The following is a 15,424-nucleotide window of genomic DNA, read 5'->3' on the forward strand; positions in this document are numbered from 1 at the left end:
TTTTCGCGCTCAGTTGCTTCTAATTTTCTCTTCATGTGCGCATTTGATCATACTAGATCCATGATTTCAATATTTTTTTTCGGATTTTGATTTCCGATGGGTATATACCCGTAATCTTTCAAAATGCGTGATTTATGCTTTTTCTTTTTCGCCCTGCCGCATTTTAAAAAACTCGCAAGGGGATGAGCCATTACTCGCTTTTTAAAATGCGGCAGGACAAAAAATAAAGGCGCCTAAAAACACGCATTTTGAAAGATTACGGGTATATACCCGTGATCGTTTAACATGCGTGATTTATGCGTTTTCTTTTTCGCCCTGCCGCATTTTAAAAAACTCACAATGGGATGAGCCATTACGCGACAGCGACTATATAAACTCAGTGCAATTCTCATTCAACTGGCAGTAATGAGCACAGTAATTACTTCTTAGTTTCGCTCAAAGGAGCATCAAAATGATTAAAATCAAAAGTAATAAGCCAATACCACCGGTAGGATAATAACCCCATCGTCGGCTATAGGGCCATGCGGGTAGTACTGCAATTAAAATAAGAATCAATAGGATTAAAAAAAGAAGGTCCATGATATTTCCTTATCATTAATATCCCTGTAATTAATATATAGAACATTTGGCCATTTTTTACGAACTTTCCCGGGCAAATCAAGTTCATATTGAAAGCAAATTGATCGCTCTTTGCGGGGTATGGTAGACTCCGCAAAATTCTTTCAGGAGATAGGTAAGATGACAGTGGTATCGATTTGGAGTTGGTTTACTGCACCCAATGTTCCTATTCCAACGGATGAACGTTCACGAGAAAATGCGATTAAGTTTCTTATGAATTCTGCAAAAAAAGCAGAGTAACAACAAAACGTTAAAGAAGCATTAAATACCTATGTAGAAGCACTTTCTCTTATTTCCAAAGAGAACCCAGAGCATTTTTCGCCTTATATTATTTCCTGTCGTCAACGTTTCTTAACGTTATTATCTACCCATTTGGATTCATTTAGCGCCGAGGAATTATGTGACTATCGTCAGCGCCTTTTTCCACTTTCCAATCAATTGCGAAAGGTTATTTTACATCATAAACAAAAAAGACAATCCAACTACGCGGGGTTGCAATCTTTAATCCATCTTTATAAAAAGCCGTTAAATCTTGTTTTAAATTGTGGCATAGGAGCCTTATTAGTTGGCTTAGGGTTTATTCCTTATTGACTGTTATGTACGTATTCATTAATTGTTGCAGATATTACGCTCACGTCGCTTTGCTTAATGATAAGTCTAGTGTCCCCTGCCGTTGGGGCTACGTTGTTAAGTGCCTTATCCCCGCTGCTTTATTTTGCTTATGTGGGCGCTATCAATGTGATGGCAGGATTTGGTGCGGGTCTTGCGCTAGCGTCTTGTGTTTTCTTACCTTTAGCGGCACTAGCGATGGGAGTAGGCTTGGCAGCTTGGCTCATTGCTGACTATTATGCGCCTGAACCTACATTAGAATTTTCCAGTCAAAATCATAAGTGTTTATATCACGGGTTATTTCTCCAAGCTTACTTGGGCGAGGAAGACTCACTGGATAGGATTTCACAGTTTGAGCAGTTATTGATAGATGATTACCAATCGCAACATAAGGAAGAAATTGAATTTGTTCTTCAATTGTTCGACCCTTCATTTGCCCAAGGAGTTTATGAAGTAGTTACAGAGCCTAGTGCTCAACAAATGAGTATGTAACTTATCACAGTAATTGAGAACCAATGTATTGAATAGGATTTTTTCATGCGTAGGACTTGTGAATGATTTTAATTGCACTAGACTAATGAGTCATTTCAGGAAAAATAACGATATGGAACTTCAATGCTTGAATTTCTTGCGTTTGATATCATCATCATTAGCTTTTTACTTGAATTTTTAGATATTTATGCCGGTATGGGATTTGGAATGATCACACCGGTATTAATCCTTTTGGGGTATCCACCCTTGGAAATTATTCCCCCTGTTTTGCTCTTGTCATGTTTATTTGGCTTATCGGCTGCTTTTTTTCATCATTGGTTTGAAAACGTTTCTTTCAGAGATCCCCTGATTCTTAAAATTGTCGGCACTACGATTCTGTTAGGTTTTTTTGGAATTGTTGTGGGGGTTGGAATGGCTGTTTTTATGCCGGTTAAGTTACTGGAATTATACATTGCGGTATTAATTGTTCTTCTTGGAGTTGTCGTCATTCTTCGCAGAGCTCCGATTCGGTTTTCCTGGTCAAGACTGGGCTTTGTGAGTCTCGTAGCAGGCTTTAATAAAGGGATGTCTGGGGGTGGGTATGGTCCTATTTTAACCAGTGGACAAATATTATCTGGGATCTTAAACAAACAATCGGTAAGCATTACCGCCTTGGCGGAAGGCGTGGTCAGTTTGGTTGGTTTTTCAACTTATTTATTGCTTTCAACCGTTCAAATCAATTGGACGTTGGCAATCTCTATGTTGATAGGCGGCGGTTTTGCCGTTTTACCAGCGACCTATGTGGTAAAAATAAGCCATGTATATCATTTAAAAATGGTTATCGGATTAACCAGCATTATCTTGGGGATGGCCATGTTAATTCAAAAGCTGGTTTAACTTATGGATGATGCTCAATACGAACTAACCTATCATTTTTGAAATACAAACTAACATTGCGAACTTCGCTTGCGATGTTCCCTTTTCGCCAAGTATAAGCATAATCCCAGCGGTCGTTATTAAAAACAGGACTTAATAGACTAGTTCCCATTAAGATGGCTGCGTCTTGCTTGCTCATACCAATGTTTAAACGTTCTAGTTTCGATTCCGGCAGCAGATTTCCTTGTTGCACAGGGCGTCGCTGAAAATCATAAGAAGCGCAGCTAGAAAGCACTAGAAAAGAAGTTAGTAAGATGAGAATGTTTCTTATTCGCATTTTTTTGCCTGTTTGGTAAAATTCGGCCATAATACCATGCAATTTTGAGAAATTCATCCTAAGCGTTATCGAGGGGGCACGGTGGAAGAAAGTCAGCAGCTTAAAGAAGCTGGATTAAAAATTACAATGCCGCGGTTGAAAGTACTGCAAATCCTTGAGCAATATCGCGATCATCATGTGAGTGCGGAAGACGTCTACAAAGCCTTGTTAGACATGGGGGAAGATGTTGGTTTGGCGACCGTCTATCGCGTTTTAAGTCAATTTGAAAGCGCAGGGCTTGTGAATCGTCATAATTTTGAAGGCGGTTACTCAGTGTATGAGTTAAGTCAAGGTGAACATCATGATCATCTGGTTTGCGTCAAATGTGGGCGCGTTGAAGAGTTTGTCGATGAAATTATTGAACAACGACAAGCCATGATCGCGGAACGTGCTCAATTTAAAATGACCGATCATGCACTTAATATTTATGGATTATGCGCCGATTGCCAGAAAAAATAAGTTAAGCTTCTAATTTAGCGGGGAGCGATTGAGCTTGTTTGATCCAGCTTTCGACATTAGGCTCACCGGGTAGTGCACGAACTAATTGCGCCTGTTCATTTTGCTCCTGCATGAGCATCAATAATTTTTCAGGCTTATATAAAGCCAAGTCTTGTACAGAGCTTACTCCACAATGAATCAAAAGCTCGGCATATTCTTCCCCAATGCCATTAATTCTTGATAAATCAGCTTGTTGAGTCCATTTGAGGATGAGTTTGGAGTTTATCCCAGTTTCTTTAGCCAATTGCTGGCGCTCATTGGGTTGGCCGCAGGCTTCAAGTAATTGATCTTGGTCTTCAATGCCAGCGTCATGTAGCAATGCGATAAATTTTACACCGATTCCTTCCATTTGCGATAACTTACACATCTTCGCTCCATCAAATTACCTAGGCGCTGTATTAAGTATACACTCGATTAGCGTCGTTTTGTTCTAAAAACAAACAATTTTATTTAAAAATGCATTAGCAGGTTAAAAGCCCTTGCTAGCGAGGTTATCCTATTTGGTGTTGTAACAAGAGTTATATAATCTCCAATAATTGACCTAAACTGTCGCTTAACGTCGAATAGAGGGCTTGGATAGAATCTTTATCGCCTACCAGTGCCTGATTACATTCTACTTCTATTCCTAGATAATCGTGTTCTGAATGTTTTTTGCGCAGCGCCGCTGTAAATCCATCACTTGAGCCAGTATAAGGGTAATTTAATCGGATGCGATAAGGTGGAGCATGCTTGAGCATTAAATTTTGCCAAATGCGGCACACTTCTTTTTCTCCATGTCGCCTTGAGTCATACAATAAAGCGATGGCAGCCTTGCGGGTAACCCCAGCTAGCTCGGGGGTAAAGGTGTGAATGGACAAGTGTAATACTTGTTTACCATCATCAATATGACGCTGTATGGTGCCAGTGACTTGATCGCGATAAGGGTGGTAATAAGTTTCGATAATTTGTTTTTTTTGCTCTTTTGTCAGGGGCTTAGTGAACTCTGAAAAACAGTTGGGATGAGTTAAGCTGCGATTACAATCAATCAACAAGCGGGTAATGGTGGTATTGGAACAGTCGCAATCAAACACGGAATGAAGATGATTTGCGATCCCTAAAGCGCCTATATCCCAGGCTCGATGCGTTTCTAAGATTTCTTCATGACCTGCAAAAAGATGTTGGTAAGGTTCGGGAACCTCATGACCTCCATGCTCACAGCTTAAGACCAAAACAGTGGGTTTCATTTAATTTTACCTGCTTTCTATCGTTATGAGTGTTTCCTAGGCGCTGAACATCTTATTTTCAATTAGGCAATGGCCCAACTGGCGATAGACCTGTGTTAATGTTTCTTGATTAACGTTCATTTGACAGGCGCGTAACATTCGCTCACTAAGATTACCATGGCTTAAAATATGTTCTAATGCAAGTTGACTGCTTAAGTCGAGCTCTGTACTGACACGCTCGATGAGCATCGACCAGACCTCGCTTAAATTCATCCTTCGACGAGGCAATTGCCATTGTTCTAATAATTGTAAGTCATCAACTTGAACGGATAACCCATGTTTTAGCGCAGCATCATATACCGATTTTAAGGGTTGGCTTGAGTATGGTTTTTCCAAATAAAGGTCTGAATTTTGATGCCAGTATTTAAGAATAGCATGTATAGCGTGTGCAATGGCTATATCTGCATCAACGCATTCCTGGGAGTCAATGATGCGAATTTCAACACACATGCTTTCAAATTTAGCAATTGCGCCCCTTGAGTTCAACCATTCGTATTGTAAAATTCCCTTAGGATCAAACGATCGGATATCTTCATACATCGGTTTTAAGATTTCCGCTTCATATTGCGCTTTTGAAGTTATGAATTCTGGAATGATGTCGCCGCTGATGGAAGGAATACGGCGTTGATTACGGCCATAAAAATCAAGCCTGGAATCAAGCAGCCCTGTGGGTTTGCCATCCAGAAAAGGGGTGCTGGCCGCTAATGCCGGGATTATGGGTAACAAGAGACGAACGGCATTGTGTAACTCGGCAAATTCTTCATCGTTAGAAAATGGCAGGTTGACATGCATGCTTTGTAAGTTTGCCCAGCCGTGACCTTGGCAATTAAATATCTCATCATATTGTTGATAAATGCTTTTATCCCCATGAGGCCAGCGGTGGGTTTCTAATAACGGATCCATCCAAGGGTGCGCCCCTGTGGGCAAAAATTGCAAATTTAATTCTTGAAGACGGGGCTGTAGCTCTAAAATCGTTTGTTGAAAATGCCTTGCAATGGGTTGGGAGGGGGCTTTAGGGCCATGATTTTTTAATTCAAGCACATGCATTACCAATTCATTGCTGGCAGCAATCTCGCCTAAAGGCACTTCATTGACTAATTCGCCGGCCAGCATATGAAGAATGACATCACTTTTGGGCTGAACGGCCAAGGTATCTCGGTCGACAAGCATGTATTCAATTTCGATGCCTAACACTGAAAAAATAGGATAACTAGACATAACCATGTTTCCTGCGGATGCGTTGTAAAAATACACTCATGATCTTTTGATATAAAGCTTCACCCATGACTTGATCTTCGACGCCAAAATCAATGTTTGGGTTATCATTGACCTCAATCACATAGTGCTTGTCTTTAACGCTTTTGATATCGACACCATATAAGCTGTCACCAATCAATTTGGTGGCTTTCAACGCGGTTTTGATTACCCCTTCAGGAACTTTGTCCAGTGGGATGGTATCAAACCCGCCTTCGATTTCTTCAACGGTGGAATTCCAATTATAAATCTGCCAATGATCTTTAGCCATATAGTATCGACAAGCATATAAAGGCTGATTATCCAAGACGCCGATTCGCCAATCAAATTTGGTCGGAATAAAGGGTTGGATCAAAATAAGATCGGAGGTTTTTAAAAATTGGGCCAGCGATTTTTGCAGTGATTTTTCATCTTCAATTTTAATAACACCATGAGAGAACGCGCTGTCTGGTTTTTTCAAAACGCAGGGGAACTTGATTGTAGGTAGTTCGGTATCGTATTTGCTGATGAATAATGTGTCAGGGGTTAATATTTGATGACTGCGCATCAGCTCTGCCAGATAAACTTTGTTGGTGCATTTGACAATAGATTGTGGGTCATCAATGACCACCAGATTTTCCTGCGCCGCGCGGCGGGCAAAGCGATAGGTATAGTGATCAACTGCGGTGGTGGCTCGAATGAAGAGCGCGTCATATTCGGCAATTGATTTGCTGTCATTTTTGTCAATTAGATCGATATTGAGCCCCATCGACTCTCCAATGCTGGCAAAGGCTTCGATTGCTTTTTGATTCGAGGGTGCATTTTCCTCGGTAGGATCCACTAGAATTGCCAAATCATGATAACGTTGTTTTCTTCGCCATTGATGAAAACGTTTCTTCGCAAAATAGGCTTCTGCGCATTCACGCATGAACTCATAATGATTGGGTGGTACGTCAGCCATGGATAAGGGGGTGACCTTTTTGATGCACCAGTGCTTTTTCTTTTCTAATTCAAATCGAATTAAGGGCAACGGAAACAGGCCATGTAACTTTTTGGCTAAGGCTGAGTGGCGCTTTGCCATGTTTTGCCCAAAATATAGGCTAAAGATAAATTCTTGGGCTTTAATATTTTGCAAGCTATGCTGAATTTCTTCGTCAATTTCTTGTGAAATTTGTTTGCTGAGACTGGTGTTTAATACATCTTGAATATTCAATACTGAGGGAATGGTTTTATGATCACGCGCATGCGCTAATAAGGATACATAATAACCAATCGTTTGATAGTTATACGACTTGCAAAGATTAATAATCCGCATCGACTTATTTTGGTAATACGCTTCATTGGATAAATAATCAAAAGCATGAACAACTGGAGTGGATGGCCCCATGAATTCCCAGCTCTGAGGATCATCAGTTACCAACACGGTCTGCATAATTTTTATCACCTTTGGGTTGGATTATGAGTAAATTTGCATCATAGGTTAAAACGCCAAGCATAATCGCATTGATTAGGCGATTACTACTGACTTTGTAATAATTATTATGGGAGAGAGGATTTTCTCGATGTGGATCGGCCACAATGATGTGGCGCTTGCTCTCATCATATCCACAAAGCACAACAAAATGGCCGCAGGGGGTTCCACGCACGTCATCATAGTGCGCCACGCCGTCTGTGGTATAGATTTCTCGTGGACTGCGATACAAATAAGTTGCGCTCAATCCGGTTAAGATGGGGATGTTCTGCGAAAAATAGTCTTTAAGCAAATTAACATTAATGGTTGTGAATCGAACCGTTCCGCCCATTTCCAAAAATTGTTGATACGCAATACTGGATTGAATAATATCTTTATCCCACTTATGTTTCATTTGCGCATCAAGCTTTGAGATTAGGATATCGCTTGGTACTTCGTCATTTTTAAACCAGGTTGGGTCAAATATATCTAAATTATTAATGTAGATCGTGGTTTCAAACCCTTTGGCTAAGGCATGCTTGCCCAGCAAAGGAGCGAGTGTCCCGCCTGATAACGAGCGCTCAACATCGACAATCACTTGTTCTAGGCTTATTTTTAGGCCCAGATATTGATAAATCGCATGTAAGCAGGTTGGTCCACAGGTTTCATCGTCAGGTTGTGTGTTAATTTTAAGATTAATCATGAGTTAGCATTCGCAATAGCGGTTAGTACGAGAAATTGGCGCACCACACTTACATTATTTTAAGTTAGAATGCCTGATAGGGTTTGTCAATTGCCGAATTGGTTTAGGTAAGTCTCTTGGTGACAGTTTTCTTGTCACGGACAGACTTGGCATAGACTCCCGTGTTTTCTTCTAAATAACCTTTAAAGAAAGTTCAAGTACAAAATGAGCGACTTCTTGAGCCTGCTCGGGATGATCATAGTGTGTATAGGCCGTCACCTTGATGGGCTTATTGATTCGTTCGCCCGATTGTTTGGATGCTTCAATCATCGATTTGACCGTGTCGCCCATCGTACTAACAAAATAAACATCCGATTCCGGGCGACTTAAAAAATTGGCTTGGAACGATTTAAACACCAGGGACGCTTTGACCTTTGCGGATTCCGCATGATAAAACCCGTGCAATCCTCCTGCAATGTCAGCGCCAACAGCCAACGCGCCGAAGTACATCGAATTAAGATGGTTTTTAGTTCGCCTGGTTAGAGGAAGCTTAACAACAATTTCTGTATGGGATAAATGAACTAATCGGGGCCTGGTATACCCTATCATGGGGACTTTAAAACGTCCAAAAACCCACACGAACAATTTAAATCGTGTTAGAGCCTTCACGCTTTATTCTCATTGGGATCATCAACCCGTAAGTTTGAAATAATTTTTTTAACCCCTTTAATGGCGCTAACGCGTTTTAAAATGGCCGCAATAGATTTATCACTTTTAACCGTGCCGGTTAAGGTAACAACGCCATTGTCAGTGGACGCATTGATGCCAACTAAGGGAATGGACTCATCATCCAGTACTTTCGCTTTAAGGACCGCTGTTTCCACTTTGGCTGTAATATATGCATCGGCAAACGCCGTATTGACGCGCTTGATATCTAAGTTTTCCGTGTCCACACTGTTGACGCCTTTCGTCGATTTAGCGATGCGCAAAGCCGAAACAAATGCATTTTTGTTTTTTACATGGCCGCTTAACGTTACGACGCCATTATCCGTGGAAACGGAAAGCTTCAATGGATTAAGGTTTTTACTTTTTGTAAATTGCGCGGTAATTTTCGTGGTAATGACCGCATCGCTAATCTCCTGCTCAAGCTGTTTTATATTGCTGAGCTCAGCCGCTTGCACCTGGGATACCACAAGGACAAGTATTGAAGCTAGAACGAAAGATAGAAATTGCCGCATGATTCAGCTCTATAAGTTACAGTTGAGTTCTAGTATAACATTGACCATGAAATTACTGCCAGACCATTCACAGAGATAGTCGGTGTCGCAAAATAGCGCTTTTACAAAAAAGTCGTAGTTAACTATTTTCTCCAACGGTTGAAGTGATTTTATTTTAATCTTTTATGCTATAATTTACCCAAATAGAGTTGGAGTTATAGCTATGCCAACACAAACCGAGGAACTTTTATATAGGAATGCGGTGAAATGGATTCATGAACATCCCCATGACACACGCATTTCAGAAGAGATAAAACAAGCTTTTTTGAGTTTTAATACCTTGCCACAAGAGAATAAAGTCCAGCTACTCATTGCGTTAAGCAAACTATTAGAAACGGCACGATTACCCATGGAGATTGAACAGTGGTTGTTATCTGACTTCGATGCGCTACCTGATGAACTGCTTTTGGAAATTGGGTCTCATTTAAAAAATGACTCCGATATGAACAATTTAGTGAGGGTGTCAAAAAGAATGTATTCTCTTTTCCAACCAACACGCCTATTAGATAAATTCCTGCAACGAGTCGCTTATGGAGAGCAGGATAAGGCGGAGCAGCTGTTTACAGTCGTATACTTAGGAAAAGTAGAAAAGATACAAGAAGCCTTACTGCATCAAGGAAGATTTACCGATTATTCTGGTCGAACCTTCAAATGTTCCGCTTATGAATACGCCTATTGGGCGAAAGATACCCATATGTGTCGGATGCTAGAACGTTATATGGATGATGCGACCAAAGCAGAAATGTTAGCACGTGTTAATAAAATAGAACACACAGGACTTTCGTATACCCAACACGGTGTTGCCTATTGCACGCCTCATTTTGATTTTACGCCATTGATACAAGCCCTTCAATTTTACGTTGATAACTATGATGCATGGTCTGTTGTAAAGAACTGGGCTGCATTGAAAGCTGCTTGGATGGAGGTAGGTAAAGCGCAGCGCGATGTGCCTGCTCATGTCGCCCAGGAATACTGCCATCCAGACCGGGCGTTTGACCCATTGCCCTCGTTCAATGTGGATAGAGAAGATATCCCTAAAGACACCCTGCCTCGTAGATTAACTTTTTGGAGTAGCTCGAGTCCGCTAACAGCTAGTAGGAAGTCCTGGTATCCGCTGGCGGCCTCTAATTCTGATCATGGTTTCGATTTTGCGGTAGTACGCGCGTCGGGGTGGAGGGCGGGGCAGTGGGATGATGGTGCGCAGGCGTATCAGGTCGGGGACGGACCGCCGCCGTATGAACTACCGCTTGCCGTGTCGGATTTGGCGGCTATAACCCGCCTCGATGAAGTGAGAACCGTCGAACTCACGCAGTCGCGTGAACATTTAAACCCGCCGCCAATGTCGCAGAGTATGAGCGTTTGATTGCAGCCCGTTCGAGTAGAGATGCGGCGAAGAGAATTGCTGCAACTATACTTGACCGAGCTGCAATCAAACGCCCGTGCTATGCGACATTGCTGGCGGGTTTAAATGTTCACGCGACTGCGTGAGTTCGATGGTTCTTACTTCATTGAGGCGGATAATGGCTTCTAAATCCGGAATGGCGATCCCGCCTCCAACGTGCGTAGGCGCCACGGAGCGCGCCCGCATGCCCTCGCCGCGTATTAATGCAAAATCGAAACCAAGGCTAGAATTAGAAGCCGTTAGAGGAAACCAAGAATGATGATCACGCCCAGTTACCCAGCTGTAAAAAGTTAACACTCGCGGTAATGTTGCTTCGTTGAACTCAGGCCGCGGGTCAAACGAGCGGTCTCGTCGACAATATTCTTGAGCTACGTGAGCAGGAACATTGCGCTGCGCTTTACCGACGTCTAACCAAGCCGTACGAATGGCACCCGTATTATTAGCGGCATACCATTCCTCATAGTTATCAACGTAAGATTGAAGTGCTTGTATCAATGGGGTGAAATCAAAATGAGGCGTGCAATAGGCAGTACCGTCTTGAGTATACGAAAGTCCTGTGTGTTCTATTTCATTAACACGTTCTAGCATGGAAGCTTTGGTAGCATCATCCATATAACGCTCAAGCATGCGACACATATAGGTATCTTTTGCCCAATAGGCGTATTCATAAGCGGAACAATTGAAGGTTCGACCAGAATAATCGGTAAATCTTCCTTGATGCAGGAGGGCCTCTTGTTTCTTTCCCTCATTATCTCGATATACCTCTGTAAATAATGCCTCTACCTTATCCTGCTCGCCATAGGCCACACGTTGCAGGAATTTATCCAACAGCCGCTTTGGTCGTTGGAACAGTGTATTCATTCTCTTTGAGACGCTTTCTAGACTCCTTATATCTGATTTATTTAAATAGTTTTTAATTTCCAAAAGCATATCATCAGGTAGCGCATCCAAATCAAAGGACAGATAAGGCAATGATTGTTTAATCTCTTCAGGTAAACCAGTGGTTTTTAGTAAGGCAGTTATCAGCTCGACTTTATTCTTGGGCGGCAATTTATTAAAATGTAAAAAAGCTCGTTTTATATTCTCTGAAATGCGAGTGTCTTGGGGATGGTCATGAACCCATTTCACGGCATTTTTATACAAAGACTCATCGGCTTGAGTTGGCATTGCTATACTCTAAATTTATTAGTAAAAATTATAGCATAAAAGGTCAAAATAAAATCACACCAGGGGTTCTACTAATATCATTGCAAGGTCATATTTATAGTAGGAATAATAAATTGACCTTCGGCATTTGCAATCACCAATACCGTGAAGTCAATGGTTAAATCCAATTCGGGAATACGGATAAGTTGATGGACTCGCCAATAAGGAATTCCTGCAAAGAAATTACTTTTACTGACCACTCCTGAATCGACAATGCTAGCAGGGCCTATCGCTTGAGGGTGTAAAACGAGTTTATTGGCGTTGACATCTTGAACGTAATTTTGCAAAAAATCGCCTAAAGCATTCCAAGCGTTATAGCTATAATTCGGACGCATGCGCTTATGCACGGCGTCATTGTTGGTGTAATCAAGAGCTAAAGTATCGATTAATGTTTTCTGCGTCCAAGAGGTTACGCCGGGATTATTTGCATAACTTAGAGAAGAACATAACAGAGGAACAACGAGAAACAAACTTAAAATTGTTCTGCGGCTCATCATTTAATCCTTAAATTGTATAAACTATTATGTTTAAAGGGTGCTTCATTGTTTGTTTAATTAGTATAGCAGAGATATAATCTGTTTTTTTTTAAGTCAGGACGAGTCATTTAGAATGATTAGTATTAAAGGGGTAAGAACGCATAATTTGAAGAATCTAACGATCGACTTGCCTCGCGATAAATTGATTGTGATCACGGGTCTTTCGGGTTCTGGAAAATCTTCCCTGGCGTTTGATACGTTATATGCTGAGGGTCAGCGACGCTATGTGGAATCGCTTTCCGCTTATGCTCGCCAATTTTTATCCATGATGGAAAAACCGGATGTGGATTCAATTGAGGGACTTTCGCCGGCGATTTCCATTGAACAAAAAGCAACTTCTCACAACCCACGCTCGACGGTTGGAACCATTACTGAAATTTATGATTATCTTCGTCTTTTGTACGCGCGTGTTGGCGACCCGCGTTGCCCCACTCATGGTGGTAGCTTAAATGCCCAAACCATCAGCCAAATGGTGGATCAGGTGTTAGCGTTGCCCGAAGAAAGTAAAGCGATGATTTTAGCCCCGGTGGTCCGTGAACGGAAAGGGGAGTTTGTGCAATTATTTCAGCAACTTCAAGCCAAAGGATATGTGCGTGCGAGGATTGATGGCGATTTGTATGAACTGGATGAGCCACCCAAGCTTGAGCTTAGAAAAAAACACACCATTGAAGTCGTCGTTGACCGCTTTAAAGTTAGGCGCGATTTATCACAGCGTTTAAGTGAATCGTTTGAAAATGCGTTAAACCTTGCCGATGGACTGGCTGTGGTGGCCGCGGTGGATGGGACGTTTGATGATTTGGTGTTTTCATCGAAATTTGCCTGTTCTGAGTGTGGGTATAGTTTAAGCGAGCTTGAACCGCGATTGTTCTCGTTCAATAACCCTATGGGGGCGTGCCCATCTTGTGATGGTTTAGGCGTTGATCAGTTTTTTGACCCACAACGGGTGGTTCATGATGAAACGATAAGCCTCGCAGAGGGGGCGGTTAGGGGCTGGGATCAGCGAACCACCTATTATTTCACCATGCTTGAATCCTTGGCCAAACATTACGACTTTTCAGTCAATACCGCTTTTTGTGACTTGCCAGAGTCCATTCGCAATTTGGTTCTGTATGGTAGCGGTAAGGATGTGATCGAATTTAATTATCAACGTCCTCGTGGTGGCTTTGTTCTAAAAAAACATGTTTTTGAAGGCATTATCCCGAACATGCAACGAAGGTATCGGGATTCAGATTCGAGCATGGTTCGCGAAGAGATGGCTAAATATTTATCCTCACGCCCGTGTCAATCTTGTCATGGCTCACGTTTAAGAATCGAGGCGCGAAATGTGTTTATTGCGGATAAAAATTTGTCGGAAGTAACGGCTTATTCCATTGAACAAACGTATGAGTTTTTTAAACACTTAACCCTTCCAGGCAGCCGTGGAGAAATCGCTGAAAAAATCAATAAAGAAATTGTTGAGCGATTAGGATTTTTGGTTAATGTTGGCTTGGATTATTTAACTTTAGCTCGTAGTGCCGACACGCTTTCTGGTGGTGAGGCACAACGAATTCGACTGGCCAGTCAAATTGGTTCAGGGTTAGTCGGGGTGATGTATATTTTAGATGAGCCGTCCATCGGATTGCATCAACGCGACAATGATAGACTGCTCAAAACATTAACGAGACTTCGTGATTTAGGAAACACCGTTATTGTCGTGGAGCATGATGAAGATGCTATTCGTACGGCGGACTTTGTTCTGGATATCGGTCCCGGAGCTGGTGTTCATGGTGGCGAAGTGGTGGCTTCTGGTACACCCAGCGAAATCCTGAATCAGGAGCGTTCTCTGACCGCCCAATATTTATCTGGGAAACTTCGTATTGAAGTCCCAGAGCAGCGTGTCACGATAGACCCTGAGCATGTGATTCAGCTCAGCGGTGTGACTTGTAATAATTTGAATCAGATTGACGTCACTATTCCTCTTGGGGTTATGACATGCATCACGGGCGTCTCTGGTTCAGGAAAATCAAGTCTCATCAACGACACCTTATATCCTTTAGCCGCGAATCAGTTGAATCGCGCCAGTATGCAAATCGTTGGCGAAGTACGCGAAATCACCGGGTTAGGATTGTGCGATAAAGTGATTGATATTGATCAAAGTCCGATTGGGCGAACGCCCCGCTCAAATCCCGCCACTTACACAGGAATTTTTACGCCCATCCGTGAGCTCTTTGCCAATACACCTGAGGCAAGAGCGCGAGGATATCAACCGGGTCGTTTTAGTTTTAATGTTCGAGGGGGACGTTGCGAGGCGTGTCAGGGCGATGGATTAATCAAAGTAGAAATGCATTTTTTACCCGATATTTACGTGACCTGTGATGTCTGCAAAGGGAAGCGATATAATCGTGAAACGCTGGACATTCATTATAAAGGTAAAACGATTCACGAAGTGTTGCAAATGACGGTTGAAGAGGCGCGCGAGTTTTTTGATGCCATCCCAATTGTCGCGCGCAAATGCCAAACTTTAATCGACGTTGGCTTGTCTTATATATCATTGGGTCAAAGTGCCACCACCTTATCAGGAGGTGAGGCGCAGCGCATCAAACTCGCCCGTGAATTATCCAAACGCGGTACCGGGAGCACGTTGTATATTTTAGATGAGCCCACCACTGGATTGCATTTTCATGACACAAAACAACTGTTAACAGTATTAACTAGGTTACGTGATCAGGGGAATACTATTTTGATTATTGAACACAACCTCGATGTGATCAAAACGGCGGATTGGATTATTGACTTAGGTCCTGAAGGGGGAGATAAAGGGGGGGAAATTATCGCCACCGGCACGCCTGAGCAAGTAGCGTCTTGCACTCAGTCGTACACAGGCCAGTTTTTAAAACCTTTATTGGGCAAACGCGATGAGCAACGATAACTTTCGCCGCTTTCTTGAGA

At 42.2% G+C, this 15,424-nt stretch carries 16 protein-coding genes; 5 read left to right on the forward strand and 11 right to left on the reverse strand.

Features of this window, described 5'->3' with window-relative positions; translation table 11 throughout:
- Positions 1-435: 435 nt before the first annotated feature.
- Positions 436-579 carry a DUF3309 family protein gene (locus E1O47_RS08805; RefSeq protein ID WP_133130891.1) on the reverse strand — a complete coding sequence of 48 codons (144 nt, stop codon included), beginning with the start codon at positions 577-579 and terminating at the stop codon, positions 436-438.
- A gap of 699 nt (positions 580-1,278) precedes the next feature.
- On the opposite strand from E1O47_RS08805, the gene E1O47_RS08810 reads away from it, so the two are divergent.
- Both E1O47_RS08810 and E1O47_RS08815 read left to right on the forward strand, forming a co-directional pair.
- Positions 1,279-1,719 carry a hypothetical protein gene (locus tag E1O47_RS08810; RefSeq protein ID WP_133130892.1) on the forward strand — a complete coding sequence of 147 codons (441 nt, stop codon included), beginning with the start codon at positions 1,279-1,281 and terminating at the stop codon, positions 1,717-1,719.
- 123 nt (positions 1,720-1,842) lie between these two features.
- Positions 1,843-2,595 (forward strand): sulfite exporter TauE/SafE family protein, encoded by a 753-nt coding sequence (locus E1O47_RS08815; RefSeq protein ID WP_133130893.1) that lies wholly within the window; start codon positions 1,843-1,845, stop codon positions 2,593-2,595.
- A gap of 1 nt (position 2,596) precedes the next feature.
- Here the strand turns inward: E1O47_RS08815 and E1O47_RS08820 are convergent, their stop codons facing one another.
- On the reverse strand, positions 2,597-2,941 hold the full coding sequence (locus tag E1O47_RS08820) for an outer membrane protein assembly factor BamE (RefSeq protein ID WP_133130894.1): 345 nt from the start codon (positions 2,939-2,941) through the stop codon (positions 2,597-2,599).
- Positions 2,942-2,992: 51 nt separating this feature from the next.
- On the opposite strand from E1O47_RS08820, the gene fur reads away from it, so the two are divergent.
- Positions 2,993-3,409, forward strand: coding sequence for a ferric iron uptake transcriptional regulator (gene fur, locus E1O47_RS08825; protein ID WP_133130895.1), 417 nt, complete (start codon positions 2,993-2,995; stop codon positions 3,407-3,409).
- Between the two features lies 1 nt (position 3,410).
- Here fur and E1O47_RS08830 read toward each other — a convergent pair whose 3' ends face one another.
- The 7 genes from E1O47_RS08830 to E1O47_RS08860 all read right to left on the reverse strand — a co-directional run bounded on the left by E1O47_RS08830 (position 3,411) and on the right by E1O47_RS08860 (position 9,313).
- A complete protein-coding gene (locus E1O47_RS08830; protein WP_133130896.1) occupies positions 3,411-3,815 on the reverse strand; it encodes a DUF4332 domain-containing protein in 405 nt (134 codons plus the stop codon).
- A gap of 151 nt (positions 3,816-3,966) precedes the next feature.
- Positions 3,967-4,671: an N-formylglutamate amidohydrolase gene (locus E1O47_RS08835; RefSeq protein WP_133130897.1), complete on the reverse strand. Its 705-nt coding sequence runs from the start codon at positions 4,669-4,671 to the stop codon at positions 3,967-3,969.
- Between the two features lie 36 nt (positions 4,672-4,707).
- Positions 4,708-5,928, reverse strand: coding sequence for a carboxylate-amine ligase (locus tag E1O47_RS08840; protein WP_165475087.1), 1,221 nt, complete (start codon positions 5,926-5,928; stop codon positions 4,708-4,710).
- Positions 5,921-7,375: a RimK family protein gene (locus E1O47_RS08845; RefSeq protein ID WP_133130899.1), complete on the reverse strand. Its 1,455-nt coding sequence runs from the start codon at positions 7,373-7,375 to the stop codon at positions 5,921-5,923. The genes E1O47_RS08840 and E1O47_RS08845 overlap by 8 nt, the downstream gene beginning before the upstream one ends.
- Positions 7,353-8,096: a C39 family peptidase gene (locus tag E1O47_RS08850; RefSeq protein ID WP_133130900.1), complete on the reverse strand. Its 744-nt coding sequence runs from the start codon at positions 8,094-8,096 to the stop codon at positions 7,353-7,355. The genes E1O47_RS08845 and E1O47_RS08850 overlap by 23 nt, the downstream gene beginning before the upstream one ends.
- A gap of 171 nt (positions 8,097-8,267) precedes the next feature.
- Positions 8,268-8,744 (reverse strand): DUF4442 domain-containing protein, encoded by a 477-nt coding sequence (locus E1O47_RS08855; protein WP_133130901.1) that lies wholly within the window; start codon positions 8,742-8,744, stop codon positions 8,268-8,270.
- Positions 8,741-9,313, reverse strand: coding sequence for a BON domain-containing protein (locus E1O47_RS08860; RefSeq protein ID WP_133130902.1), 573 nt, complete (start codon positions 9,311-9,313; stop codon positions 8,741-8,743). Before E1O47_RS08860 ends, E1O47_RS08855 begins: the two co-directional genes overlap by 4 nt.
- Positions 9,314-9,515: 202 nt before the next feature.
- On the opposite strand from E1O47_RS08860, the gene E1O47_RS08865 reads away from it, so the two are divergent.
- Complete coding sequence (locus E1O47_RS08865) at positions 9,516-10,715, forward strand: F-box-like domain-containing protein (RefSeq protein ID WP_133130903.1); 1,200 nt, start codon at positions 9,516-9,518, stop codon at positions 10,713-10,715.
- Between the two features lie 66 nt (positions 10,716-10,781).
- Here the strand turns inward: E1O47_RS08865 and E1O47_RS08870 are convergent, their stop codons facing one another.
- Positions 10,782-11,921 carry an F-box protein gene (locus E1O47_RS08870; RefSeq protein ID WP_133130904.1) on the reverse strand — a complete coding sequence of 380 codons (1,140 nt, stop codon included), beginning with the start codon at positions 11,919-11,921 and terminating at the stop codon, positions 10,782-10,784.
- A gap of 77 nt (positions 11,922-11,998) precedes the next feature.
- Positions 11,999-12,454, reverse strand: coding sequence for a hypothetical protein (locus E1O47_RS08875; protein WP_133130905.1), 456 nt, complete (start codon positions 12,452-12,454; stop codon positions 11,999-12,001).
- A 115-nt stretch (positions 12,455-12,569) separates the two neighbouring features.
- On the opposite strand from E1O47_RS08875, the gene uvrA reads away from it, so the two are divergent.
- Positions 12,570-15,404: an excinuclease ABC subunit UvrA gene (gene uvrA, locus E1O47_RS08880; protein WP_133130906.1), complete on the forward strand. Its 2,835-nt coding sequence runs from the start codon at positions 12,570-12,572 to the stop codon at positions 15,402-15,404.
- The last annotated feature ends 20 nt before the right edge of the window (positions 15,405-15,424 follow it).

Origin of the sequence: Legionella yabuuchiae (genome assembly GCF_900640115.1) — a bacterium.
GTDB classification, from domain to species: Bacteria; Pseudomonadota; Gammaproteobacteria; order Legionellales; family Legionellaceae; genus Legionella_A; species Legionella_A yabuuchiae.

Coding starts and splice junctions, on each gene's coding strand:
- E1O47_RS08805 (WP_133130891.1), bottom strand. CDS start 579: ATGGACCTTCTTTTTTTAATCCTATTGATTCTTATTTTAATTGCAGTA.
- E1O47_RS08815 (WP_133130893.1), top strand. CDS start 1,843: ATGCTTGAATTTCTTGCGTTTGATATCATCATCATTAGCTTTTTACTT.
- E1O47_RS08820 (WP_133130894.1), bottom strand. CDS start 2,941: ATGGCCGAATTTTACCAAACAGGCAAAAAAATGCGAATAAGAAACATT.
- E1O47_RS08830 (WP_133130896.1), bottom strand. CDS start 3,815: ATGTGTAAGTTATCGCAAATGGAAGGAATCGGTGTAAAATTTATCGCA.
- E1O47_RS08835 (WP_133130897.1), bottom strand. CDS start 4,671: ATGAAACCCACTGTTTTGGTCTTAAGCTGTGAGCATGGAGGTCATGAG.
- E1O47_RS08840 (WP_165475087.1), bottom strand. CDS start 5,928: ATGTCTAGTTATCCTATTTTTTCAGTGTTAGGCATCGAAATTGAATAC.
- E1O47_RS08845 (WP_133130899.1), bottom strand. CDS start 7,375: ATGCAGACCGTGTTGGTAACTGATGATCCTCAGAGCTGGGAATTCATG.
- E1O47_RS08850 (WP_133130900.1), bottom strand. CDS start 8,096: ATGATTAATCTTAAAATTAACACACAACCTGACGATGAAACCTGTGGA.
- E1O47_RS08860 (WP_133130902.1), bottom strand. CDS start 9,313: ATGCGGCAATTTCTATCTTTCGTTCTAGCTTCAATACTTGTCCTTGTG.
- E1O47_RS08865 (WP_133130903.1), top strand. CDS start 9,516: ATGCCAACACAAACCGAGGAACTTTTATATAGGAATGCGGTGAAATGG.
- E1O47_RS08870 (WP_133130904.1), bottom strand. CDS start 11,921: ATGCCAACTCAAGCCGATGAGTCTTTGTATAAAAATGCCGTGAAATGG.
- E1O47_RS08875 (WP_133130905.1), bottom strand. CDS start 12,454: ATGAGCCGCAGAACAATTTTAAGTTTGTTTCTCGTTGTTCCTCTGTTA.
- uvrA (WP_133130906.1), top strand. CDS start 12,570: ATGATTAGTATTAAAGGGGTAAGAACGCATAATTTGAAGAATCTAACG.